Genomic DNA, 25,096 nt, shown 5'->3' with positions numbered 1-25,096 from the left:
CGGACCCCTTTTTGGTCTTCTTCTTTTGGTGTCGACGGCCCTCTACTTCCCGCGCCCTGCGCCCTACCAGCCGAGTTCCAGCGGCGGCACGCGCGCATCGATCAGGCAGGGCCCGCGGTGCGCCATGGCGTCGGCCAGTTGTTCGCTGAACTCCTCGGCGGTGGTCGCCACCGTGGCGCGCACGCCCATGCCCGAGGCCATCGCCTGGAAATCCATGTCGGGACTGCCGATGGCCAGGGAGCTGGCCGCCTTGGGCCCGGGTTTGCCGCCGCGGGCACCGGTGCGGGCGAACTCGACTTCCAGTACCGAGTACTTGCGGTTGTTGAACAGCACCACGGTAACATCCAACTGTTCCCGCGCCATGGTCCACAGCGATTGGATCGTATACATCGCGCTGCCGTCGCCCTCGAGGCAGACGACCTTGCGATCAGGCTGGGCAATCGCGGCGCCCACCGCGGCGGGCAGGCCCCAGCCGATGGAGCCGCCGGTGAGATTGAGCCAGTCGTGGGGCCGCGCGCCGGCGGTTACCGGGAAACAGGCCAATCCGGAGGTAATGCCTTCGTCAACCACGATGGCGTCCTCGGGCAGGTGGTGGGCCAGGGCCTGGGCCGCGCTGTTGGCGTCCAGGGCGCCAACCGGGGCCTCGGGCAGCTGGAGCGGCCGCAGTTGCGGCGCGATATCCCCCGCCTGCAATGCCTTGACCAGGGCCGCCAGCGCCCCGTCGATGTCGTCGTCGGGGCCGGCCAGCGGTAACACCTCGCAGTCCGGGGGCGTGAGCACGCTGGGTACATTGGGGTAGGCGAAGAAGGACACCGGGGCATCGGCGCCCAGCAGGATCAGCTGTTCCGTGCCCTTGAGTTCCTCGATGGCGAGCTCCGCCAGGTAGGGCAGGCGCTCAATGGCGGCGGTCCCGGCGCCGCGACGCACCCTGGAGGGGAAGGTTTCGGTCAGCACCCGGGCGCCCGAGGCCTGGGCAATACGGCTGAGCTGCTCCCCCTGGGCGGCGCTCACCTCGCGGCCGCCGATCATGATGACGGTCTGCTTGCCCGAGCGCAGCATGGCTTGCGCCCGCTCAATGCGGTCACTGGCCACCGCCGTGAGCGCGGGCAGTTCGGCGGGCGCCGCGGCGCCGTTCGGGTTGTCCCCCCAGGACACGTCGGCCGGCAGGATCAGGGTCGCGACCTGGCCATGCCCGGCCTGCTGCACGGCGACGGCGGCATCCCGGGCAATATCCTCGGCGGCGGTCGAACTGTACACCCAGTGGGAAACCGGCCCGGCGATGGCCTCGATGTCCGAGGTCAGCGGCGCGTCATATTCCAGGTGGTAGGTGGCGTGGTCGCCGACGATATTCACCACCGGCACGTGCCCTTTCCTGGCGTTGTGCACATTGGCCAGGGCGTTACCCAGACCCGGGCCCAGGTGCAGCAGCGTGGAGGCCGGCTTGCGGGCCATCACCGCGTAGCCGTGCGCGGCGCCGCTGACCACGCCCTCGAACAGGCACAGCACGCAGCGCATGCCCTCGACTTCGTCCAGCGCGGCGACGAAGTGCATTTCGGACGTGCCGGGATTGGTGAAGCAGACCTCGACGCCGCTGTCCACCAGGGTTTTGATTAAGCTCTCTGCGCCATTCATGGGGAAATCCTGTGTTATATCGGAAAAAGTGAACTGATTCGCTACCAGATACAACGCAGTATAGAACCGCCGCGGCGCAAAAGTTTGTCGTCCACGCGATAGTGTGGGCGCGGGGTATGGTGAAAGCGGCCCTGCGCGGGCCCCCTACTCACCGGTATTGGCCAGCTGCTCCAGCGTGGCCAACTGCCGGATCACCAGCGAACCGTAGGCCAGGTTGATCAGCCCGTCGCACTGCCACTGCTTGAGAATCTTGTTCACGGACTGGCGCGACCCGGCCACCAGGCTGCCAATATCCTCCTGGGTGAGGCGGATCTGGAAATGGACACCGTCGTCGCGGTCCTCGCCGATGGAATCCGCGAGCACACAGAGTCGCCGCGCCATGCGCCGGGACAGGGCCGCCAGGCTGACGCCTTCATAAATCTCGTACAGCCGGCGCGTTCGCCGGCACAGCACCAGCGCCACCGCGTGCGACAGCTCCGGTGACTCGCGCCACAAGGCCTGGAAATCCGCGAGTTCCAACACCCGCAGTTTCACGTCGGTCACCGCCTGGGCCATGTGCGGGCGCGGCTGGGCATCGATGAGACTCGACTCGCCGAAGCAAGCGCCGGGGGGCATCAATTCGTAAAGCAGCTCCCTGCCATCGGTGGTCAGGGTATAGATACGGGTGGTGCCCTCGATGACCTGGTAAATCTCGTTGCCGGGCTCCCCCGCGCGGTAGACGAGCTCGCCACGATGGTACTGACGCGTACCCATCAAGCCGTGTACGCGTTCACGCAGTGCCGGGGACAGTGTGTCTATCCAGTTGTGCGCCCCGTCTTTCTCGCCTGTCTGCAAATTCCTATCCACCTGTAAATTGTCGTGCAAGCGACAGAGGTTGTTATGCTCCGGGAATGATACTAAATAAGCGGCTAGGATTCAGTGTCCATCGGGTAGGCCCACATGCTGGACTCCCTAGGCTTTTTATAACGAAAACAATGAGGTACTACGTGCTCGCAACAACACATCGCGCCTTGCGCCCCGCCCTTGCCACCGCCCTGCTATCCCTGCCCTTGCTGGCCGGATGCGGCGACCGTCAATCAACTGCCGCAACCGCGGCGCCCGCGGCGCAAACTGTGGCCGCGGTGGACGGGGCGCGCATACGCGGCGCCGACAGTGAACCCGGCCAGTGGCTGAGCCACGGCCGCGGCTACGACGAACAGCGCTACAGCCCCCTGGCACAGATTCGCCAGGACAACGTCGGTGACCTGGGGCTGGACTGGTACTTTGACTTCCCCACCAAGCGCGGCATGGAAGCGACCCCCATTGCGGTGGACGGCGTGCTCTACGTGACATCCGCCTGGAGCATGGTCTACGCCTTCGACGCGGTCAGCGGCGAGCTGCTGTGGCACTACGACCCCCAGGTACCGAAGGCCTGGATGGTCAACCTGTGCTGCGACGCGGTCAACCGCGGCGTGGCGGTATGGCAAGGCAAGGTCTACGTGGGCACCCTGGACGGCCGCCTGGTGGCCCTGGATGCCACCGATGGCAGCGTGGCCTGGGAGGTGCAGACCACGCCCCGCGACAAGCCCTACTCCATCACCGGCGCGCCGCGGGTGGTCAAGGGCATGGTAATGATCGGCAACGGCGGTTCCGAGCTGGGTGTCAGGGGCTATATCAGCGCCTACGACGCCCAGAACGGCGACATGGCCTGGCGTTTCTACACCGTCCCCGGCGATCCACAGGCGCCCCACGAAAACCCCATCCTCAAACAGGCGGCCGCCACCTGGAGCGGTGACAAGTACTGGGAATACGGCGGGGGCGGCACCGTGTGGGATTCCATGGCCTACGACCCCGAGCTAGACCTGCTCTACTTCGGAGTGGGGAACGGCGCGCCCTGGAACCGCGAAATTCGCAGTCCCGGTGGCGGCGATAACCTGTTCGTTTCGTCCATCGTCGCGGTGCGCCCGGACAGCGGCGAGTACGTGTGGCACTACCAGACAACGCCCGGCGAAAGCTGGGACTACACCGCCACCCAGCACATGATTCTCGCCGACCTCGAGATCGACGGCGAAACCCGCAAAGTCATCATGCAGGCGCCGAAAAACGGCTTCTTCTACGTGCTAGACAGAGCCAACGGCGAACTGATCTCCGCGCAGAAGTACACCACCGTGACCTGGGCCTCCCACGTGGACCTTGATACCGGCCGCCCGGTGGAGGCGGACAATGCCCGCTACGAGGACAAGCCGGCACTCATCTACCCCAACACCCAGGGCGGCCACAACTGGCACCCCATGAGCTACAGTCCCGACACCGGCCTGGTCTATATTCCCGCCCACCAGGGCATCATGGTCTACGCCCAGGACAAGGACTTCGAGTTTACCCCGGGAGCCTGGAATACAGGGCTGGACCTGATGCCCGCGGTGATGCCGGAAGACCCCGAGCTGCGCGCCCAGGCCATGTCCCAGTTCACCGGTTTTATCACCGCATGGGATCCGGTCAAACAGGCGGAAGCCTGGCGCGTGCCCCACAGCACCTTGTGGAACGGCGGCATGCTCAGCACCGCCGGCAACCTGCTGTTCCAGGGCAACGCCGATGGCGAGTTCGTCGCCTACCGGGCCGATACCGGCGACAGGCTCTGGTCCAGCCCGGCCTACACCGGCATTGTCGCGGCCCCCATCACCTACAGTGTCGATGACAAACAGTATGTAGCGGTGGTGGCCGGCTGGGGCGGCGCGCAGGTGGCCTTCGGCGAAATCGCCGACCGCGCCAAAGGCAGCCCCGAGGCGGGCGGCGACAACTACAGCCGCCTGCTGGTATACAGCCTGGATGGTCGGGCACAGCTGCCGGCCCCCGCCCCCTCCGAGCGCAAACTGCCGGCGCCGCCCCCCCTGAACGCCGATGTGGCGACCCTGGCGCGCGGGCACGAGCTCTACATCAACAACTGCCACTTCTGCCATGGCGATCGCGCCATCTCCGGCACCAGCATTCCGGACCTGCGCATGATGAGCCCCGAAACCCACGAACTGTTCAACGCCATCGTGCTCGGCGGCCTGCGCCACGAAAAGGGCATGGCGGGCTTTGCCCAGCGACTGGACGACGACGACGCCGAGGCCATCCACGCGTACGTGATCAAGCGCGCCCACGACCTCCACTCCGAACAGGAGCAAAACCAATGACAACAAAAGGGGTCAGAGCCCTTTTTCATTCCGCCACAAGGGCCACTAAAAGGGCTCTGACCCCATTTTTGACTAAAAGGGCTCTGACCCCATTTTTGGTGGTGGCGCCGCTGTCGGTGGCCGAACCCGGCTACTCGCCCTACGCCGGGGAGGAATTCCCACGGCGGCTGCTATGGGGCGATACCCACCTGCACACCAGCCTGTCCACCGACGCCTTTGGCTTTGGTGTGCGCCTCGATCCGGAGGCGGCTTACCGCTTCGCCTCGGGCGAAACCGTCACCAGCACCTGGGGGCAGCAAGTGCGCCTGGCCCGACCGCTGGATTTCCTGGTGGTGGCGGACCACGCCGAGTCCCTGGGCATGATGAGCCGCGTCCAGGCCGGCGACCCGGCACTGCTTGAAGATCCCTCCGCTGCCGAATGGCACGCCCTGATGACCGGCAGCGACGCGCAGAGACGAACCTTCGACGGCTACATCAAGAACGGCCAGAAACGGCGCGAGATCTTTGGCAAATTGACTGAACTCGGCACCCCGTCCATGACCCGCGACAACTGGCAAGCCACGCTGGCCACTGGCGAGCGCTTCAACCGACCCGGTGAATTCACCGCATTGCTGGGCTATGAGTGGACCTCCGCCCCCGGCGGAAGCAACCTGCACCGTGTGGTGGTGTTCCGCGACGGAGCCGACAAGGTCGGCACGGTGACGCCCTTCTCCAGCTTCGACAGCAAGGCTCCGGAAGATCTTTGGTCCTACCTCGCGAACTACGAACAGAACACCGGCGGTCGCGTGCTGGCCATCCCCCACAACGGCAATCTCAGCAACGGCCTGATGTTCCCGACGGAAACGACCCAGGCCGGCACCCGGGTGGACGCCGACTATGCGCAACAGCGTCAACGCTGGGAGCCCGTCTACGAGGTCACCCAGATCAAGGGCGACGGGGAAACCCACGGCCTGCTGTCACCCGACGACGAATTCGCCGACTACGAAACCTGGGACGCCGGGAATTTTTTTGGCGTACCCAAGACCGAAGCCATGCTGCCCGGAGAGTACGCGCGTTCCGCCCTGAAGCGGGGGCTCGAGCTGGAGCAGCGCACGGGGCAGAATCCCTATCAGTTCGGCATGATCGGCTCCACTGATTCGCATACCGGCCTCGCCACCGCCGCCGAAGAGAATTTTTTCGGTAAACACAGCGGTGTAGAGCCGGACGCCGGGCGCTGGCAGCACGCGGTGGGCAGCGCCGGTGACAAGACCATCCTCGCCTGGGAACAGGCCGCGTCGGGTTACGCCGCGGTATGGGCGCGCGAGAATACACGGGAAGCCGTATGGGATGCACTCAAGCGAAGAGAGGTCTACGCCACCACGGGGCCGCGCATCGCGGCGCGCTTGTTTGGCGGCTGGGCTTTCTCGCCGGAGGACGCCACCCGCCCGGATATCGCGCGACTCGGCTACGCCAACGGCGTGCCCATGGGCGCCGTGCTGCCCGCGGCGAGCCGGGTCGACAAGGCCCCGACTTTCCTGGTGGCCGCAAGCCGGGACCCGATGGGCGCCAATCTCGACCGCATCCAGATCGTCAAGGGCTGGCTGGACGAGGCCGGCACCAGCCACGAGCGCGTATACGATGTGTCATGGAGCCAGCCAGGGCAACGCCAGCCGGGTTCCGATGGCACACTGCCGCCGGTGGGCAACACCGTGGACATCGCCAATGCCACCTGGCGCAACAGTATCGGTGCCGCCGAACTGGCAACCGTATGGCGCGACCCGGACTTTGACCGGGACCGGGCCGCCTTCTACTACGCCCGCGTGCTGGAAATCCCGACCCCCCGGTGGACAGCCTACGACGCCAGGCGATTTGACGTGGAGATGCCCGATGATATCCCAATGATCACCGTCGAACGCGCGTATACTTCACCGATCTGGTATTACCCTGACCGACCGGAGAAGGCACCATGAACATCGTAAGCTCACTGCGGGACCTGCTGGGCGACAACGCCGTACTCGATGCCGCCGACCTCGCCACCCGCTCCGCCGGCTTCCTGCGCCCCGACAACCTGCAAGCCGCCGCCCTGGCCAGGCCCGCGAACACGGAGCAGGTCGCCCAGGTGCTGCGCTGGTGCCGCAACAACGGCGTTGGCGTGGTTGCCCAGGGCGGACTCACCGGCCTCGTGCACGGCGCCGACGCCGACCCCGCGCAGGTGATCCTGTCGCTGGAGCGCATGCGCGACATCGAATCCATCGACCCGCGGCAACGCTGCGCCACGGTCCAGGCCGGGGTCACCCTGCAGGCGCTGCAGGAAGCGGTGGAAGAACACGGCCTCATGTTTCCCCTCGACCTCGGCGCTCGCGGCACCGCCACCGTGGGCGGCAACGCCGCCACCAATGCCGGCGGCAACCGGGTGATCCGCTACGGCATGATGCGCGACATGGTGCTGGGCCTGGAAGCGGTGCTGGCCGACGGCACCGTCATCTCCTCCCTCAACCAGCTGATCAAGAACAATGCCGGCTACGATCTCAAGCAGTTGTTCATCGGCTCCGAGGGCACCCTGGGCGTCATCACCCGGCTGGTCCTGCGCCTGCGCGAATGCCCCACCACGCGCAACATGGCGCTGGTGGGGCTGGAGAGCTTCGACAATATGACCGCCCTGCTCAAGCACATGGACCGCGAGCTGGGTGGCACCCTGTCGGCCTTCGAGGCAATGTGGAACGGTTTCTACCGCCTGGTGACCACCGAGCCCGCCCGCGGTCGTCCGCCGATTTCACAAGACTACCCCTACTACGTGCTCATGGAGAGCCAGGGCGCCGACCCCGAGGGCGACAGCCAGCGCTTTAATGACGCCCTGGCGTCCGCCCTGGAGGCCGGGCTGCTTGCCGACGCCGCCGTGTCCCAGTCGGAGGGCGACTGCCAACGTTTCTGGGCCCTGCGCGACGATGTGGAACAGACTTTCCTCGGTGGCGTACCCTGCGTGTTCGACATTTCACTGCCGATGGCCGAAATGGAGACCTACATCGATGAGCTTCGCGACGCCCTGCCGGGCGCGGTGGGCGAACACAAGCTGTGGGTGTTCGGCCACCTGGGGGACGGCAACCTGCATATCGTCGTGCAGCTGCCACCGGAGCGGGCCGATGCCCTGCGACCGACGGTGGAACAGCGGGTTTACGCGCCGCTGTCCGCCTTCAAGGGCTCGGTATCGGCCGAGCACGGCATCGGCCTGGAAAAGAAAGCCTGGCTCCACGTGTCGCGCTCGGCACAGGAAATCCAGCTGATGCGCACGCTCAAGGCCGCCCTGGACCCGACCGGCACGCTGAACCCCGGCAAAATGTTCTAGGGCCCGCCACTGCCCGGAGACAGGTGCGGGCCCCGGATGGCGCCTACTCCTGGTACAGGGATTCCAGGATTTGGTCCACCGTGAAACTGGCGGGCCGCTGCCGTGGCGGATAGGTCTGCAGGGACCGCACGAACAGGGTTACCGCGACCCTGGCCTTCATCGCCTGCGGTGCAATCTTCTTGTCCCACCAGACGTTGTAGCTGTTGGCGTCGGTGTCCGCGCGCTCGAAGGGGTCCCGGCGCAGGTTGAAGAGTTTGGGGATGCGCAGGGGCACGAAGGGGTCGCGCCAGACATCGAAACGCCGCGCGCGCTGCTCGGCGAAGACCATTTTCCAGTCGCCGATGCGCGTGGCGGTCAACAGGCCGTCGTCGCTGAAGTAGAAGAACTCCTCCCGCGGCCCGCTTTCACTCTCGCCGGTGAGATAGGGCAGGAAATTGTAACCGTCCAGGTGTACCCGGAAACGCTTGTTGCCGGCACGGTGCCCCTCGAGGAGATCCTGCTTGACGCCGTCATCACCCACCGCCGCCATCAGGGTGGGCACCCAATCCAGGTGCGACATGACCTCGTTGCTGATCGCGCCGGAAGGGATGCGGCCGGGCCAACGCACCATGGCCGGCACCCGGAAACCGCCTTCCCAGTTGGTGTTCTTCTCGCCGCGGTAGGGGGTGATGGCGGCGTCCGGCCACTGGTTGTAATGCGGACCGTTATCGGTGGTGTAGATAACGATGGTGTTGTCGCTGACGCCAAGCTCGTCGAGCTTGGCCAGCAACTGCCCCACATGGCCATCGTGTTCCACCATGCCGTCATTGTAGAAACCCTGGCCGCTGGCGCCCAGCTGCTCGTCCTTGACGTGCGTGTAGTAGTGCATGCGCGTGGAGTTGAACCAGACAAAGAAGGGCTTGTCCTCGGCGTGGGCCCTGTCCATGAATTTTAAGGACGCCGCCAGGAATTCCTCGTCCACGGTTTCCATGCGCTTGCGGGTCAACGGACCGCTATCCTCGATGCGTCCGTCGGCGTAGCTGTGGATCACGCCCCGGGGGTCGAAGCGCTCCCGGAAGGCCGGGTCTTGGGGATAGTCGGGGTCTTCCGGGTTTTCCTCCGCGTTCAGGTGGTAGAGGTTGCCGAAAAACTCGTCGAAACCGTGGTTGGTGGGCAGGAATTCGTCCCGGTCACCCAGGTGGTTCTTGCCAAACTGTCCGGTGGCGTAACCGTGGGGCTTGAGCAGTTCCGCCAGCGTGGGGTCCTCGGGTTGCAAACCCAGGTCGGCGCCGGGAATACCCACCTTGGTCAGGCCGGTGCGCAGCGGGTGCTGGCCGGTGATAAAAGCCGAGCGGCCCGCGGTGCAGCTCTGCTCGCCGTAGTAATCGCTGAAAATCATGCCCTCGTTGGCGATACGGTCGATATTCGGTGTCTGGTAACCCATCTGGCCCATGCTGTAGCGGCTGATGTTCCAGATACCAATGTCGTCGCCGAAAATAACCAGGATGTTGGGCTTGTCGGCGGCGACTGCCAGCTGGCAGGCCAGGCACAGCAGCAATGCTGCCGCGCTGCGACCAAGGCGTGTTATTCGGTGCATTATTATTCCCTCGCTCATGTCGATAATGGTATTCAGTGCGTGCCGCCGTCAACGGTAGCGTCACGACCGAACCAACACTGTACAACAGCCGACAGTGTTACGGTTTGGGCGCTAAAAACCAAGCCCGGCGTATCGGGGAGGACAAGCGACATCCGCAAGGAAAAGGGCTCTGACCCCTTTTTAGAAGTTGAAGCCGTTGCCGGTGATCACGGGCACGTTGGTCCACAAGTCGTTGGGGTCGCGGTACCAGCCCGCCGCGGCAAGCGCGCCGCCGTCCAGGTTGAGGGTGGCGCCGGTCATCCAGCTCGACAGGTCCGAGGCCAAAAACAGCGCGCTGCCCGCGGCGTCCTGCGGGCGGCCGAAGCGCTCCAGCGGAATCCAGCGCCGCGTGTGCGCCTGGTGTTCGCTGGCAATCAGCTCCGAGGGCCGCACCTGGGCGGTCTCGGTGGTCTCCGGCGCGATGGCGTTGACGCGGATGCCCTCGGGTCCCAGCTCCAGCGCCAGGCTGCGGGTAAAGCCGGTGATTGCGTGCTTGAAGGCACTGTAGGCGGTGGCCATGGGAATGCCGCGGAAGGCCTCGATTGAGGAAATGGAAATCACCGAGCCCCCCGGCGCGCGCTGGCGCAGCAGGGGGATCGCCGCCCGCGTGACCAGGAAGATCGACTTCAGGTTGCAGGCGTAGAGCCGCTCCAGCTCGTCGTCGTCGTTGTACTCAAAGGGCTTGATCACACCGAGGAAGTCACCGACGTTGTTGACGACCACATCCAGGCCGCCGAAGCGTTCCGCGACCTCGGCCATGAAGGCATCGACGTCCTCGCGGCGGGTGACGTCGCGGCAGCTGACCAGGGCATTCACCCCGCTACCGGCCAGGGCCTCGCGCAATGCCTCGCAGCGGGTTTCATCGATCTCGGCGATCGCCAGTGCCGCGCCGCGGGCGCCGAAAGCTTCGGCAATCGCGCGCCCGATACCGGCGCCGCCACCGGTGACCAGCACTGTCTTGCCACTAAAATCCAGGTCTTGCATATCCAGCTCCACTGTTTATTGGATGGTCAGTCCGCCATCGACCGTCAGGGCGTGGCCCACCACGTAGCTGGCGCTGTCCGAACACAGCCACAGGATGGCCTCGGCGACCTCCGCCGAGGTCGCCAGGCGACCGATGGGATGGTTGGCGCCAATGACGCTTTTATCGACTCCCGGGGGCAGGTTTTCCGCCAGCATGGGCGTATCCACCGCCCCGGGGCACACCGCGTTGATGCGCAGTCCCCGGGGGGCGTACTGCAGGGCCGAGGCCTTGGTCAGCCCCACCACCGCGTGCTTGCTGGCGGTGTAGGCGGGCTTGTTGGCCACACCCACCACGCCCGCCGCGGAGGCCAGATTGACAATGGCACCGCCGCCCTGCTCCAGCATTTGCGCGATCTCGTGCTTCAGGCACAGGAACATGCCCTTGACGTTGATCGCCAGAATGCGCTCCATCACGGCCTCGTCCCACTCGGCCACCGGCGCCACCTCCGGGTCGATGGCGGCGTTGTTCACCGCGATATCAATGCCGCCAAAATGCGCCACCGCGGCGCCGACCGCCGCTGCTACCGACGCCGAATCCTGGATGTCGCACTGCTGGAACAGGGCCTTGCCCCCCTCGGCATTGATCCCGTCGGCGGTGGCCTGGCCGGAGGCGGCCACGTCCACCAACACCACCCGGGCGCCGGCACGCGCCAGGGCCTTTGCCACGACAGCGCCAATGCCACTGCCGGCGCCAGTCACCAGGGCGGTCTTGTTGTCGAATTGCTGCATGCTCTACTCCTTGTTCACTGTGTTGTTCCGGAACCACTGCCCGGCACAAGCCAGTCCGGTGCCGCCGGCACCTCAGCGGACCAATGCGATCTGTTCCCGCAAGGTCTTCGCCACGCCCGTACCTGTCACCCCGTTGGTGTCTTGTCGTTGACGAGACTAGGGCCTGCGGCTTCAACTGGCTTCCCGCATATGGATGAAGCGGGACAGCGGCAGCGTACACCAAGCCCTCGTCGGGTGGCTGCCAGATAGTTGAACCGGGGGAACGTTCCGCAGCCGGGCCTAAACCCGCGCCGGCGACGGGCCGGCAGGAGGCGCGCGAGGTGAGAATCGCCAATGGCGGAATGCACTGCGGCTTAAACACTAGAGCGTTGTTTTTATTATAAAAAATCGGAATCTTTAGAAGTAAATCAACGGTCCGGCAAGACCGGGTAAGGCCCAGGAAGTGCTTTCACCTGACTGTTATTTATTGTTAATATTTGCGCCACATTGGCAAGCCGGGCCGGGACCATGCAAGGCAGCTCACAAGCACACGCAACACGTGCCGAATTCAGCCAGCAGGACCTGATGCGCGCGGCGGTTCGGCGCTACCTGGCAAGGGATCCGGACTTCATCAACCTGGATTGCCTGCGCTGGCGGAATTTCAACCAGCGGCAGCTGGATTCGCTCGCCCGGCAACTCGAGCCGCGCACACGGCGCTAGCGCGCTATTTCACACGCAGGGCCTTGCGCTGTGCCTGCTCGCCGTCGGGCTGCCAGCTAATGCGCAAGCTGAGCCGGTGTTCCCCCTCGTCCTCCGTCGCCGAAACGCGAAAGTTCAACAGGCCCGCCGGCTTCAGCTGGACCTGGTCGTCGTCGTCACTGAAACTGAGTTTTCCCTTGGCCAGGCCCCGGGCAATCGCCTCGAGCATCTCCTGGATACTGTCGGCGTCCTGCAGCGATTCGTGACGAAAACTCTTGCGGCTTTGTCTCATGGATCTGGGCTGTCCTGTGGTTCAGGTAGACGGCGGGCTCGAAAACCTTGGCTCGCGGGTAGTCGGTGCTGACCCCGACGATACGGCCGTCGGGCCGGATGATGGTCGCCCCGGCTCCGTGGCCCTCGAGACCCAGGCGGTAGCGCGAATTGCGGTCCAGGGTCACGTCGCCCTCCAGGTGCAGCATACCGGAACGCAGCGCCAGTCGCTGCCCCCGTTGGCGGCTGCGGTGGCCATGCACCACGAAGTGCAGGCCGCTGCGATAGGCCTGCGCCACGCCCCGCCCGGTCAGGGGCAGGTCCTCGCGGCGGTATTTGGTGCGCAGGGTATTGGCCAGCGGCCCGAAGTAGAAGCGGAACAGGTCGCGGGAGGCGGTTTCGCGGTACTGGCGGTTCAGCCCGGCCACACCTCGGCGCCTGATCAACCCGGCGATTTCATCATCGAGACCCGCGTGCACAAAGAGGAAGGAACCGCTGCGCCAGGCGAGCTGCATATCGCCGAAGAACCAGGCGAATTCACCGCTATCGCCCAGGAACAGGCGACGGGCGCACAGGGCGGTGGCGTACACCTGGCGCGGCGACAGGCCGGCGCGGGCGCAATGCGCTTCAAAGGTATCCGCCTTCTCGCGCACCCGAGCGAGTTCCTTGTCGATGGCCGCGGCGCCAAGATGCGGCGCCGCCAGCCGCGGGAAGCTTTCAAACCAGTCCTCTCCGGGCAGCAGCCGGCGCCGGCACTCCGCCGTGTCCGGCACGTCGCGCATGGCGCGGGCATTGCCCAGCACATGCTCGGAGTGGACCTCGTGCAACAGCGGCACCGCCTTGCTCCCCATTCTGACGAACAGATGATCGGTCAGTGGATTCCCGCGCCGCTCCAGCGAACGCAGCCCCATCAACAGGCGCATGTCGTGGTTGCCGGCCAGCAGTTTGACCCGGGCCCCCAGCCCGCGCAGGCGGGCGATCGCGCGCAGCAGTTCGAGGTTGCTCGGCCCCTTGTCGAGGCAGTCACCGCCGATGACAAAGACGCTGTTCCCGCCCTCCTCGGTCAGGACAAAATCCCCGATCCCCGGCCCGCTCCGGGCCACTCCGCCACCGGCAACGAGGGAGGCGACAAAGGCGCGGGCATCGGCGTGGGCGTCGGAAATAAACAGGACCGGCCGCTTGGGCCAGCACAGCGGCGCGCCGCGGCAGGCCGTGGACAGCACCGACGCCATCGCCGCGGCCGATTCGCACTCGCGGGCGACCGAGTGACCTGCCCCGTCCAGCCAGGCCTCGGCCGCAACGGGCAGACCCAGGCGCGCCCCGTTCACGCCGCGGACGCGCGGTATGTGTCTTTCCAGTCTGTCGCCCCGCATGGAACACCCCTCGCAATGGCTGTCCCACCTTTATATGGCATGAACATGTCGTTCAGGTTACAGGGGCGCCTCCCGGCCTAGTCGGGAGACCGCTCCGCGCCCCGGGCCTTCCATTCGCCGCTGACCCGGCGCCAGCCGGCCGCGCCCCGACACTCGAGAATCACGGGGCGTGCATGGTGCATGCTCACCCGCCCGACTTCCTCCCGGGGCAGCGCGCCGAGATCCGCCGCGGCGTGACGAAACGCCGCTCCGTGGCCGACGAACAACTGCAGGGTGTCCTCGGAGGGCGCCGACGCGCGAAGTGCATCCATGGTTGCGCGCAAGTGCAAAGCCACGCGGGCGCCGGCTTGCCGCAGGGATTCCGCGCCGGTCAGTGGCAGGCGAAAGTCACTGTCGGATTTCCAGCCGGGGGGGAGCGGCAAGCAACGCGGGTCCGCGGCGATAACGTCCGCGATTTGCGCCAGGCTCAGGTTCGCCGCCGCCCCCACGCTGCGCTCCGCCAGCTCGTCGTAAGCGTCGATGCGCGTTTCCAGGCCCGCCGCCGCCAGCGCGCCGGCAAAAATCTCCGCGGTTTGCCAGGCCCGCAGCAGGTTTGAAGCGTGTATGACCGGCGCCACCCGCCAGCCCCGTCCCGCCAGCCAACCGACGAACCGCCGCGCGGCCTCCGCGGCCCGTCGGCGGCCATCGTCGGTCAGGGGATAGGGCTGGTGGGCGCTGGGCGTATCCGAGCGCTGGTGGTACTCACCGTGGCGCACCAGCGCCGCCAGCAGGCGCGCCACGACTCAGGCCCCCAGCCACAGGCGGCAATGTTCCGCCGCCCGCGTGAAGTCAACGGCACCGCGGGCTTCGTATACCGGAACGCCGGCCAGCGCGGCCAGGTAGCGCTCCTCGTCCAATGGCACCCTGTCACCCGGGAATCGCCCGTGGCTGTCGCAATAAAAGGGGCCGGGCGACTTCATGATCGCGGCCAGCAGATCGCGCCGGGAGGCCAGTTCGACCGGCTCGATCTGCGTTGGCTCGCCGCTGCCGTGCCGCCAGTTGAGCACCAGCAGGGCCGCCAGGGGACCGCGCGAGGCGAACCGGTCGCGGCCGTAGATATCGGCAATCGGCACATCGTACTTCTCCTCCAGCTCCCACAACTGCGCGGGGGACAGCGCCTCGCACTCGGCCCGCCGCCGCGGGTCCAGCAAGGCGCGCAGGCGCGGGTTGTTGAGCAGTGTCCCCGGGTTTACCCGCGGCAATTTGGGCACGCCGCGGGCCGCCACACCCGGCTCGTCCCGGCGAATAAACAGGCGGTCGTTGCTGAGAAAACGCATTGACCCCGCCATCAGGTGCAGCATGAGGGTGGACTTGCCGCCGCCGGAAAAACCGGCGAGGGCGAGCGCGCCCCCCTCCCCCACCAGGGCCGCCGCGTGACAGATCAACCAGTCCCGTTGCTGCAGCGCGTTCATGTACTGGTTGATGATGAAGTTGATGACCTGGTTGTCGTTGGCCAGGCAGGGACCGGCGGCAATACGCTGGCCCTGGCTCTGCAGGAAGACCATGCCGGTGCGCACCTTGTGGATCACGCGGCCGTCGGCCAGGTCGGCATAACTGTCCTTGCGTCCCCGCTTTCCGGCTTCGCGCGACCAGTTCGCGAAATCCAGGTCCAGCGTCGGCGCGGGCCGCTCCAGGACCGTCAGCTCCACGGCTTCCGCCGGAGCCGGCGCGCCGCTCGCCACCTGGGTAAAATAGCGGCGCAGCCGCTCCAGCAGCGCCGGGCTGTTGCAGCGTACCCGCAGCGGCCAGTCGTCGATCCGCAGCGACAACTCCCCGTCGCAGGCCGCGGCGCCCTGGTGCAGGATCGCGGCGATGTCCGCTGCGCACCTCATTGGCCCGCGAGCCCTTGCAGGACATAGTCGGCGTAGGCGGCCGCGGCATCGATTCCCGCGCCCTCCCTGGCCCCGCGAAACCCGCCAAAGGCCGACACCTCGAACACCACCGGGCCGTGCTCCGTCTCGGCGATATCAACGGTGGTGAAGTCCAGGGCGAAGGGTGCCTGGGCGCGCCGCCCGAGTTCGATCAATACCGCGCCGGGCTCGCAGGGAGCGTATTTGCCGCCGCTGTGTATGGTGGTATTCCAGGCATCGCCCCGGGAGATCCGGGCGTAGGCGCCGAGGTACTCGCCGCCGAGGTAGACCAGACCGAGATCGCGCCCCGGCAATTCCAGTTTGCGCTGGATATACATCACCGGGTTGTCCTGGTGAAACCGCGCGATATGCTTCTTCAGGCCGCGCTCGCCCTCCGCAAGCGACAGCACGCGCATACCGCGGGCCTTGGTGGAGTACAGCGGCTTGAAAACCGCGCTGCCAAACTCGCGGACCGCGGCCAACGCCTGCCCGGGGCACTCCGTCACCCGGGTCTGGGGCATCGGAATACCGGCATTGCGCAAAGTCACTGTACAGGCCAGGCGGTCGATGAGCCGCAGCATGCTCCCGGCCGGACTGAACACCCGCACACCCTGTTGTTCCAGCAGGCGCAGCAATTCCAGCCGATCCAGGGTGTGGGGGCTGTAATCGCGGCTGATTTTCTTGACCACCACGGCATCCAGCCCGCCCAGTTCGAGGCCATCGCACATTAACGCGGGCCGGTCGAGGTCGGCCACCACCTCGGCCATGTCGATGACCCGGCGAAAGCCCGTGCGCGATTCCAGGGCGTCAGCCAGGGCCTCGGTGGACCATTTGCCGGGGATGCCGATCACGCCGACCTTGAGTTCAGTCAACAAATATCTCCTTGAGTGGAATACGGAATTCGGCCTCGGCGCCCCTGTCGACCCCCAGCGCCAATTCCAACAGGTATCGCGAGCGCAACAGCATACGGCGCGCCATGGACTTGTCCAGGATAAAGCGGGTCGAGGTGGCAAAGGAGCGCGCCAGGCCCAGGGCAAGTCGCCACTCGAAGGTGCTGTCCCCCTGCTTGCCGGCGAAGCGCGCGGCCATCCGGTACAGGTCCAGCGAGGCTCCCATCAGGCGTTGCCGCAGCGGTGTATCGAGGATCTGCAGGCGGTAGTTCGACACCATGAAAACCGAGACATCCTGCACGTAATCCATGTACCGCGAGCGATGGAGATCGATGAAATTGATCCGCCGCTCCAGCGGGTCGAAAATAATGTTGTCGACGTTGAAATCACCGTGGATATACACGGAAAACGGCGCCCCGAGCTTGCGCTCCCGGCGCCCCGCGCGTTGCACCAGGTCGCGAAAGCCCGGCACCTCCAGCCCGCAGATGCGACTGGTGCCCAGGTCGAACTCCGGGTGAATCTTGTAGACGTCCGGCAGCCGCCGCTCCAGCTGGCGCATGAACGCGGCGTTCACGCCGCGCTCGGTGCGGGTCTCGCTCCACACCGTGCGCAGGGTTTTGCCCAACTGCCGCAGCCCGTCGTTCACCGCGGTGTCCGATTCGTTCAGCAGCAATTTGTCGAAGGTCAGCCCGGGCAGGTGTTCGATCAGCAGCGAAGCCGACTCGCCGCGCTTCTTGTAGGAGAGGATACGCGGCGCCAGGCCGGGAAAGATCGCGTGCCAGCTTTTCACGCCCTGCTTTTCCTCCTTTAGCTTGGCGCGCTGGCCGTCCTTGTAGATCGCCAGATAGTCATCGCCGTCGGCACGGGAATCAGCCAGGCCGGCGATGGCGCTGCCCGAGCGCGTCTCGGCCACCTTGGCGACGCGCAGGGACTCCACCCCGGGCAGGTCATCGGTGACCGCTTGCAGGGTTCGGAATCGCTCGAAATTGATCGCCTGTCCCAGGTTGGCGGAGATAACGGACTCGCTGGCGCGCAACAGCGCGGTCCCCATCTGCTTGACCGTGTACGCGGCAAACATCGCCTGAACCAATTCATCGGTGGCGCCGCCCTTTTTCAATCGCACGGTCAGGTCGTTGCGCAGGCGGGCGTAGGCCCGCTCAAGCTTCTGGTCGATGCGACCCACCGCCAGGGCGAGCTGGGTATCGCGGCCCAGCACCGCCGACTCGACATCCCGCACGCCGCGCCGGACCTTGCCCAGCATTGACGCGAAAGCCATGGGGTAGACATTTTCCACGCACTCCAGCTCGGCCAACTGCTCCAGTACATCCCGGCAGCACGCACTGATACGCTCCAGTTGCGCGGCGATCACCGCCAGGCTGTGCAGGGCCAGCTGCCCACTCTCGGTGACGGTGCCCCGCGCCAGTTCACTCGCGCAGCTGTTCTGTATCCTCAGCTGGAGATTGTCGGCATAGCCCCCGCGATCGGCGACGCGACGAGCCAGGGAGGCCGATGGGGTTTTGAAATAGGCGCCGAGGTTGCTGACCTGGGACTCCACTTCCACCACCAGGAAACGCAGGTTGCCCGTCGCCTCTGGCGGGAGGCTATTGCCCATGAAAGGTCCCCGCGTAAACCGGGTTAACTCCCGCTTTGCGAGGCAACAGGTCCAGCAGGTAGCCGGGTATCAGTTCCAGGCCCGGCAACTGCTCAAGGGGCAGCCAGCAAACACCGAGCTGGTGCTTGTCGGGGCGACTCCCGCAGCCCGGGCGATAACCCGCGGGAACGCCACAGTCGAACACGAACTCCACCACGTGACGCCGGCTCGGGGGCGTCGTGTTTCGCCGCTTGAAGTAGTCGCAGCAAAACCGCAGCCCGCCAATCTCCACCCGCGTGCCAATTTCCTCGAGGCACTCGCGCTGCAGGGTGTCCCGCAGGGATTCCCCCACATCCTGGGCGCCACCGGGCAGCGCGAAACGCCGGCCGCGGCCCCGGTCCGTTTTCTCCAGCACCAACACGGCGCCGCCCTCGATAATCAGGGCGCGCACGGCGTTGCGGATATCGGGCTGCAGGTCCGGCAATGGATACCTCTCGGGGATGGAAACCGACGGCGAGCAACCGCCGCGGCGCACGGTGCACAGGTATAGCACACACCGCCGAACCCCATCCACCGCGGGGCCCGCGCAAGGCGCCGGCGGCCCCCCGGCGCGGCTCTATCCCCGCCCCCGTCGCCCGGCCACAGTGCCGGACCGCGCCGGGCGAGCCTAAGCAGGCATTGGAGAAAGATTACACAACATATTGTTTTTTATCGTTTTTATAGCTCCTGACCATTGACCGTGCCGGATACGAATTCGGTATCGGTAAACTCGGAGCGCTCTTTGAGCAAAATGCCGCTCCCCACGCCGTACCACAAGGTCTGCAAGGTTTCGGTGGCGACACCCGATGCATCGGTTTCGACATAGCGCTCTTCAACGCGACAGGTGGAGAACTGGCCCGCGGGTACCGCGATGGTCTCGGTGCCCAGGTAACGCGTGGTGAGGACCACGTCTTTCTCGCTGATGAAACCATCCCGCTCAACCCGGGCGGCATAGTTCTGAACGAACTCCCCACCCGCCGCGAGATCCCAGCGCACCAGTTTATAGGGTGAATAACTGTGCACCGCGTTGATACGCTGGGGACGCGACACCTGGGTGCGCAGGCCATAGTACCTGACTCGATGCCTGTCGCCATTGACTGTAAAGATCATCTCGGACTCCGCCAGGCTACCCGGGTCGCCCTCGGTTTCCTGTACGATCAACGCCCTGCGACCACCGTTGCCATTGAGCATGCCCCGACCACTCACCACCTGGTCATAATTCGTGTACTGGTAGCCCTGGTTGCCGCCGGGTGAACGGTAGCGTGTTTCGAAACCGCCCCCCTCCGCCAGCAGAGCCCGGTTGAAACAGACGCTTCCGTGCTCATTGCCCAGGTCTCCCGGCTCGGTGGACTCAAAGACGGGCTCCAGATAGAACACCTGGTCGCTTTCGAGAATCTGCATCAGGTCGGAATTGTCTTCGAAGCCGGTGGTCGCGAGCCGGCAGGGCGTGGTATTGCCGCCACAGAAGCCCCCGTGGCGTTTGCGCCACCCCGTGAACCGATAGCCCTGCGCGGGTTTGGCGGTGAAGGTTTCATCGAAGGTCGTGTCGTATACGTCAATGACACAGTGCTTGCCCGCCGCGCAATCGTGCGCCCCGGAAGCGGAGATTACCGATCCGCCTTCCGGCACGGTAACCCGGACCTTGCACGCGGACAACGCGAGCAGGGGAAGTAATAACGACACAAGGAGCCTGTTGCCTGGCATAGTCCACATCCACTTAGACAGAGGGAAACGGGAAATTCAGGACAAAGGTATAGCACAACCGCCTTGCGCGGGACAGGCGGCGCCGGCGTTTGGGCCGGCGCCGCTTTCATTTGCGGTGAAGAGGGTTGAAAATTACTCGGCGCCGCGGCTGGCGTCACGTACCGCGCGGAATTCGTCACCCTCGACCCAGTTGGGCCACTGGTCGGTGTTGGCGAGGTCGCGGCCGATCCGGTAGTACAGCTTCAGGTCGGCCATCACGCCGGACCAGTCCCAATCGGGATCGTACTCGTCCTGGGGCCCGTGGTAGCGGTGCTCGGTAAAGTCCTCGGCCGCGGCGCGCCCGGCGGCCACACCGCCCTTGACCAGGTCCTCGCCACCCTCGAAGTACAGCATCGGCACCCCGCGCTTGGCGAAACTGAAGTGATCGGAGCGATAGTAGTACCCCTTCTCCGGTGTGGGCTCGTTCCTGGCCACCCGGCCGTCGGCCGCCACCGCGGCCTCAAGGTAACTGTCCAGCTCGGACTTGCCCTTGCCGATCACCACCACGTCCCGGGCCTGGCCGGTCATGCTGAAGGCGTCCATGTTGATACCACCGGCGGTCCGTGACAGCGGGTAGACCGGATTGGCGGCATAGGATTCGGAGCCCAGCAGGCCCGATTCCTCGGCGGTGACCGCCAGGAACACGATGCTGCGCGCGGTGGGGCCGGCGGCCACATGGGCCTCCGCCAGGGCCACCAGCGCCGCGGTGCCGGTGGCGTTGTCGATGGCGCCGTTGCAGATGTCGTCACCGGTTTCATCGGCGCCGCAGCGGCCCAGGTGATCCCAGTGCGCGGTGTAGAGCACGTATTCGTCGGGTCGCTCATTGCCGGGCAGGACGCCGATCACGTTCTTCGAACGCTGCTTCTCGATCTGGTTGTCGAAGGACAGCGAGGCCTTGAGCCCCAGGTCCACCGACTTGAACCCCGGCTTTTTCGCCGCCGCGGTCAGGGCGTCCAGGTCCTGACCGGCGCTGGCCAGCAGTTCCGCCGCCACGGATTTCTGGATCCAGCCATTGGCGAGGGTCTGGTCCATGTGCCCGTTGGCGGCGTCGGCCACGTGCTGCGGGCCGGTGTTGGAGGACTCCACCACGTTCCAGCCGTAGGCCGCGGGCACGGTGTCGTGCACGATCAGCGCCGCCGCGGCGCCCTGGCGGGCGGCCTCTTCGTACTTGTAGCTCCAGCGGCCGTAGTAGGTCATGGCGCGGCCGTTGAAAGTGCCCTGCAAGTCTTCGGTTTCGTAGTCCGGGTCATTCACCAGGATGACGACGGTCTTGCCCTCGACATCGACACCCTCGTAATCGTTCCAGCCTTTCTCGGGTGCGTTGATGCCGTAGCCGACAAACACCACGTCGCTGTTCTCGATGGCGATTTTCGGTGTCACGCGATAGCTGAATACCACCATCTCCGGGCCGTACTTGTAGCTCAGCTCACGCTCGCCGCCGCTAACCCGGAGGTCGCTGACATTGTCGGCGGTGATCTGCACCAGCGGTACATCCTGGAACCAGCTGCCCTGATTACCGGGCTTGAGGCCCGCCTCGCTGAACTCCTTTTCCAGCAGGGCCAGGGTTTTCTCCTCGCCCACGGTGCCGGGCGCGCGTCCCTCGAAGGCGTCCGAGGACAACTCCTGGGTCACGCTCTTCATGGTTTTCACCGACAGCGCGGGCTCGTCAGCGGCCGCCGTGCCGGCGGTGGCCAGCAACTGCGACGACAGCAGCAGCGACGAGAGGATCAAGGGGTGTTTTCTGGGCATGTTGTAGCTCCCGGTTGGTTTGGGTGGCTGATTGTTACACCGGCAACTACCCAACTCAAGTGGCCTACCCCCGCGGGGAATACCGTGCACCGGCGGTACTACCTAGAATATTGGGCGATGGAGGATACTCATGAACGACAAATTGCATGTACACAGCGAGCGCCGGGCGCTGACTTTCGCGCTCTACGGCGTGGTGTTTTTTGTCGCGCTGGCGCTGGGTTTCGCCCTGCTCACCAACTCCGACGCCATCCTGTTCGATGGCATCTACTCGCTGATCGCCTTCTGCGTGGCCCTGCTCACCCTGCGCGTGGCGAAACTGGCGGAGCGCCCCGACGACGATCGCTTTCACTTCGGCTACACCGCCATGGAGCCCACCCTCAACCTGTTCAAGGCCCTGTTCGTCCTGGTGGCCTGCGTGTACGCCGTCACCGAGGCCGCCAAGCGGCTGCTGGCGGGGGGCAACGAGGCGGAGTACGGCCTGGCGGTGCTCTACGGGCTGCTCGCCACCCTGGGTTGTTTCGCGGTGGCCGCGTTGATGTACCGCAGCAGCCAGCTGCATCGCTCCGACCTGGTCGCGGTGGAGTCGAAAACCTGGTTTGTCGACGGCCTGCTCAGCGCCGCGGTGCTGCTGGGCTTCAGCCTGGCCTGGTGGCTGGAGCAATCCCCCTGGTCGCGCTACGCGCCGCTGGTGGACCCGCTGCTGCTGATCGCCATCGTGCTGTGCGCCCTGCCCATTCCCCTGGGTATCCTGCGCGACAGTCTCCGGGAGATCGTCAATATGGCGCCGCCGGGGCCCCTGGTGAAGGAAATCGAGCGGCGCCTGCTCGCGTCGCTGGCGGCGGTGGACTACGACCACGTGGAGCTGCGCGTCACCAAGCGCGGCCGCAACACCTATATGCTGGTGCACGTGGTGGTGTCGGAGGCCTTTTCGATCCGCACGGTGGCGGAACTGGACGCGATACGGCGGGCCAGCGAGGCGGAACTGGTTGCCTGGAACCCGCAGATCGTCATGGACATGCTGTTCGTGCGCGACGAGAAACTGGCCTGGTAGCGCGCTCCCCGGACGGGTGCGGCAGGCCGCGGCGAACTTTCGCCCGTTCCCGGGCTCTAACTCCCCGCTATTTGACCCCGCGTCGAAGAGGTTTACACTTGAGTGACATGCCCGCGGTATTTACGCTGGCGGCACGATAAGTACACGAGGTGACGCTGTTTTGACCCAGATCCTGACCAAGCTGGCCCGTCGCGGCCTGCCCATCGCGCTTCTCGCCGGCCTGCTGGCGGGCGGCCCGCTCCCGGCGCTGGCGCTGATTGAATACACCGACGAGCAGCGCGAGACCATCGTGGAGATGCTCGAGCAGCTGGAGGAGCGCCACTACGCCAAATTGCGCTACGACGACGCACTCTCCTCGCAACACCTGGACAATTACATCGACAGCCTGGACAGCGGCAAGATGTTCTTCACCGCCGCCGACGTGGCCGAGTTCGAGCGCTACCGCACGTCCATGGACAACGAGCTGCACCGGGGCGGCCTGGACTCGGGTTTCAACATCTTCAACCGCTTCCAGCAACGCCTGGAGGCGCGCTTGTCGCGGGTGGTGGAAGAACTGCCGGACACCGTGGCGGCCATGGACTTCAGCGTGGACGAGGAATACCAGCTCGACACCGACGACCGCCCCTGGGCGAAGGACGACGCCGAGCTCGACGACCGCTGGCGCCGGCACCTGAAAAACCAGGTACTGAGCCTGCGCCTCGCGGAAAAACCCAGTGACGACATTGTCGACACCCTGGGCAAGCGCTATCGCAACCAGCTGCAGCGGGTCAAGCAGTACAACAACCAGGACGTGTTCCAGATCTACGCCAACGCCCTGACCGAGCTCTACGACCCGCACACCAACTACCTCTCCCCGCGCCGCTCGGAAAACTTCAACATCAACATGAGCCTGTCGCTGGAGGGTATCGGCGCGGTCCTGCAGCTCGAGGATGAATACACCAAGGTGGCGCGCCTGGTCCCTGCGGGCCCGGCGGACAAGCAGGGCGACCTCAACCCCTCCGACCGCATCGTGGCGGTGGCCCAGGGCGAGGACGGCGAATTCCAGGACGTGATCGGCTGGCGCCTCGACGAGGTGGTGGAGCTGATCCGCGGCCCCAAGGGCTCCACCGTGCGCCTGCAGGTGCTGCCGGCCAAGTCACCCAACAGCGCCGCGCGCAAGGACATCACCATCGTGCGCAACAAGGTGAAGCTGGAGGAGCAGGCGGCGCAGAAGAAGGTGCTGGAAGTGCCCAACGGCGACGAGACCATCAAGGTCGGGGTCATCGACATTCCCGCCTTCTACATCGACTTCGACGCCATGCGCCGGGGCGAGAAGGACTACAAGAGCACCACCCGCGACGTGCGCAAGCTGCTGGATGAGCTGCAGACCGAGGACCAGGTGGACGGCGTGGTCATCGACCTGCGCAATAACGGCGGAGGCTCGCTGCAGGAAGCCAACGAGCTGACCGGCCTGTTCATCGAATACGGCCCCACGGTGCAGATCCGCCACTCCTCCCGCCGCGTCTGGCGCGACGGCAAGCGGCTGCGCGGCCCCTACTACGACGGTCCGCTGGTGGTGCTGATCAACCGGCTCAGCGCCTCCGCCTCGGAGATTTTCGCCGGCGCCATCCAGGACTACGACCGCGGCCTGATCGTGGGCGACCGCTCCTTCGGCAAGGGCACCGTGCAGACCCTGATCCCGCTCACCGAGGGTCAGCTGAAACTCACCGAATCCAAGTTCTACCGCATCTCCGGCGACAGCACCCAGCACCGCGGCGTGGTGCCCGACATCACCTTCCCGGCCCTCTACGACCACGAGGAAATCGGCGAGAGCGCCCTGGATCACGCCCTGAACTGGGACAAGATCAACCCGGTGCGGCACCGCCGCTACACGGATATCGACAGCGTGCTGCCGGAAATTACCCGCCTGTTCCAGCAACGCAGTGGCAGCAACCCCGACTTTGTCTACCTGGAGGACCAGGTGGCCCTGGCGGAGGAGAGCCGCGATCTCAAGAGCCTGCCACTGAACGAGGACGCCCGTCGCGCCCTGGCCGACGACCAGGACAGCAAGGCCCTGGCAATCGAGAACAAGCGCCGCGCGGCGCGGGGCGAGGAACTGTTGACCTCGCTGGATGACGAGGTCGACGAGGAGGCCGACAGCGAGGAAGCACCCGAGACCGAATCCGAGACTGAGGCCGACAGAGATGACGTGCTGCTGACCGAGGCGGGCAATATTCTCGCGGATACCCTGGTGCTCAGGGAACAGCGCTACGCGGTGCACAGTCCGGGTGGCTCGTCCGACAAGGATTAGCCAGCCCCGCTAAATGGGTCCCGCAATCAAAAAGGGGAAAAAGGGGTCAGAGCCCTT

At 65.6% G+C, this 25,096-nt stretch carries 20 protein-coding genes; 6 read left to right on the top strand and 14 right to left on the bottom strand.

Going from position 1 to position 25,096, the window contains the following annotated elements:
- Positions 1-63: 63 nt before the first annotated feature.
- Positions 64-1,632 carry an acetolactate synthase large subunit gene (locus JYP50_RS13265; protein ID WP_206561024.1) on the bottom strand — a complete coding sequence of 523 codons (1,569 nt, stop codon included), beginning with the start codon at positions 1,630-1,632 and terminating at the stop codon, positions 64-66.
- 144 nt (positions 1,633-1,776) lie between these two features.
- The gene (locus JYP50_RS13260) at positions 1,777-2,478 is read right to left on the bottom strand and encodes a cyclic nucleotide-binding domain-containing protein (protein ID WP_206561023.1); all 702 of its coding nucleotides are present in this window, start codon (positions 2,476-2,478) and stop codon (positions 1,777-1,779) included.
- A gap of 140 nt (positions 2,479-2,618) precedes the next feature.
- Here JYP50_RS13260 and JYP50_RS13255 point away from each other — a divergent pair, with 140 nt between their 5' ends.
- The 3 genes from JYP50_RS13255 (at position 2,619) to JYP50_RS13245 (ending at position 8,109) form a co-directional block, all read left to right on the top strand.
- Positions 2,619-4,787 (top strand): PQQ-dependent dehydrogenase, methanol/ethanol family, encoded by a 2,169-nt coding sequence (locus JYP50_RS13255; RefSeq protein WP_347136789.1) that lies wholly within the window; start codon positions 2,619-2,621, stop codon positions 4,785-4,787.
- A 68-nt stretch (positions 4,788-4,855) separates the two neighbouring features.
- Positions 4,856-6,736 carry a DUF3604 domain-containing protein gene (locus tag JYP50_RS13250; protein WP_241263131.1) on the top strand — a complete coding sequence of 627 codons (1,881 nt, stop codon included), beginning with the start codon at positions 4,856-4,858 and terminating at the stop codon, positions 6,734-6,736.
- Positions 6,733-8,109, top strand: a complete 1,377-nt coding sequence (locus tag JYP50_RS13245; protein ID WP_206561020.1) for an FAD-binding oxidoreductase — start codon at positions 6,733-6,735, stop codon at positions 8,107-8,109. Before JYP50_RS13250 ends, JYP50_RS13245 begins: the two co-directional genes overlap by 4 nt.
- 43 nt (positions 8,110-8,152) lie before the next feature.
- On the opposite strand, the gene JYP50_RS13240 is transcribed toward JYP50_RS13245, so the two are convergent.
- The 3 genes from JYP50_RS13240 to JYP50_RS13230 all read right to left on the bottom strand — a co-directional run bounded on the left by JYP50_RS13240 (position 8,153) and on the right by JYP50_RS13230 (position 11,476).
- Positions 8,153-9,685 carry an arylsulfatase gene (locus JYP50_RS13240; protein WP_206561019.1) on the bottom strand — a complete coding sequence of 511 codons (1,533 nt, stop codon included), beginning with the start codon at positions 9,683-9,685 and terminating at the stop codon, positions 8,153-8,155.
- Between the two features lie 180 nt (positions 9,686-9,865).
- Positions 9,866-10,708 (bottom strand): SDR family NAD(P)-dependent oxidoreductase, encoded by an 843-nt coding sequence (locus JYP50_RS13235; protein WP_206561018.1) that lies wholly within the window; start codon positions 10,706-10,708, stop codon positions 9,866-9,868.
- A 15-nt stretch (positions 10,709-10,723) separates the two neighbouring features.
- Positions 10,724-11,476: an SDR family NAD(P)-dependent oxidoreductase gene (locus JYP50_RS13230; RefSeq protein ID WP_206561017.1), complete on the bottom strand. Its 753-nt coding sequence runs from the start codon at positions 11,474-11,476 to the stop codon at positions 10,724-10,726.
- A gap of 507 nt (positions 11,477-11,983) precedes the next feature.
- Between JYP50_RS13230 and JYP50_RS13225 the strand changes: the two genes are divergently transcribed.
- Positions 11,984-12,175 (top strand): hypothetical protein, encoded by a 192-nt coding sequence (locus tag JYP50_RS13225; RefSeq protein WP_206561016.1) that lies wholly within the window; start codon positions 11,984-11,986, stop codon positions 12,173-12,175.
- Positions 12,176-12,179: 4 nt separating this feature from the next.
- Here JYP50_RS13225 and JYP50_RS13220 read toward each other — a convergent pair whose 3' ends face one another.
- The 9 genes from JYP50_RS13220 to JYP50_RS13180 form a co-directional block, all read right to left on the bottom strand.
- On the bottom strand, positions 12,180-12,383 hold the full coding sequence (locus JYP50_RS13220) for an amphi-Trp domain-containing protein (protein WP_241263130.1): 204 nt from the start codon (positions 12,381-12,383) through the stop codon (positions 12,180-12,182).
- Positions 12,331-13,797 (bottom strand): metallophosphoesterase family protein, encoded by a 1,467-nt coding sequence (locus JYP50_RS13215; RefSeq protein ID WP_206561014.1) that lies wholly within the window; start codon positions 13,795-13,797, stop codon positions 12,331-12,333. Before JYP50_RS13215 ends, JYP50_RS13220 begins: the two co-directional genes overlap by 53 nt.
- 77 nt (positions 13,798-13,874) lie before the next feature.
- Positions 13,875-14,576, bottom strand: coding sequence for a histidine phosphatase family protein (locus JYP50_RS13210; RefSeq protein WP_206561013.1), 702 nt, complete (start codon positions 14,574-14,576; stop codon positions 13,875-13,877).
- Positions 14,577-14,579: 3 nt separating this feature from the next.
- Positions 14,580-15,668, bottom strand: coding sequence for an HprK-related kinase B (locus JYP50_RS13205; RefSeq protein WP_206561012.1), 1,089 nt, complete (start codon positions 15,666-15,668; stop codon positions 14,580-14,582).
- Positions 15,665-16,558, bottom strand: coding sequence for a GAK system ATP-grasp enzyme (locus tag JYP50_RS13200; protein ID WP_206561011.1), 894 nt, complete (start codon positions 16,556-16,558; stop codon positions 15,665-15,667). The genes JYP50_RS13205 and JYP50_RS13200 overlap by 4 nt, the downstream gene beginning before the upstream one ends.
- Entirely contained in the window at positions 16,551-18,188 is a 1,638-nt protein-coding gene (locus tag JYP50_RS13195; RefSeq protein WP_206561010.1) for an aminoglycoside phosphotransferase family protein, read from the bottom strand. The genes JYP50_RS13200 and JYP50_RS13195 overlap by 8 nt, the downstream gene beginning before the upstream one ends.
- Positions 18,178-18,651 (bottom strand): NUDIX domain-containing protein, encoded by a 474-nt coding sequence (locus tag JYP50_RS13190; protein ID WP_206561009.1) that lies wholly within the window; start codon positions 18,649-18,651, stop codon positions 18,178-18,180. The genes JYP50_RS13195 and JYP50_RS13190 overlap by 11 nt, the downstream gene beginning before the upstream one ends.
- A gap of 233 nt (positions 18,652-18,884) precedes the next feature.
- Positions 18,885-19,889, bottom strand: a complete 1,005-nt coding sequence (locus JYP50_RS13185) for a hypothetical protein (RefSeq protein ID WP_206561008.1) — start codon at positions 19,887-19,889, stop codon at positions 18,885-18,887.
- A 153-nt stretch (positions 19,890-20,042) separates the two neighbouring features.
- Positions 20,043-21,698 (bottom strand): M28 family metallopeptidase, encoded by a 1,656-nt coding sequence (locus JYP50_RS13180; protein ID WP_206561007.1) that lies wholly within the window; start codon positions 21,696-21,698, stop codon positions 20,043-20,045.
- A 130-nt stretch (positions 21,699-21,828) separates the two neighbouring features.
- Between JYP50_RS13180 and JYP50_RS13175 the strand changes: the two genes are divergently transcribed.
- Complete coding sequence (locus tag JYP50_RS13175; protein WP_206561006.1) at positions 21,829-22,749, top strand: cation diffusion facilitator family transporter; 921 nt, start codon at positions 21,829-21,831, stop codon at positions 22,747-22,749.
- 160 nt (positions 22,750-22,909) lie between these two features.
- Positions 22,910-25,039, top strand: coding sequence for a carboxy terminal-processing peptidase (locus JYP50_RS13170; RefSeq protein ID WP_241263128.1), 2,130 nt, complete (start codon positions 22,910-22,912; stop codon positions 25,037-25,039).
- The last annotated feature ends 57 nt before the right edge of the window (positions 25,040-25,096 follow it).

Source organism: Parahaliea mediterranea (assembly GCF_017255185.1).
Lineage (GTDB): Bacteria > Pseudomonadota > Gammaproteobacteria > Pseudomonadales > Halieaceae > JAFKCZ01.
Note: the sequence above shows the minus strand (reverse complement) of the source record. Positions and strands in the feature narration are given on the sequence as shown.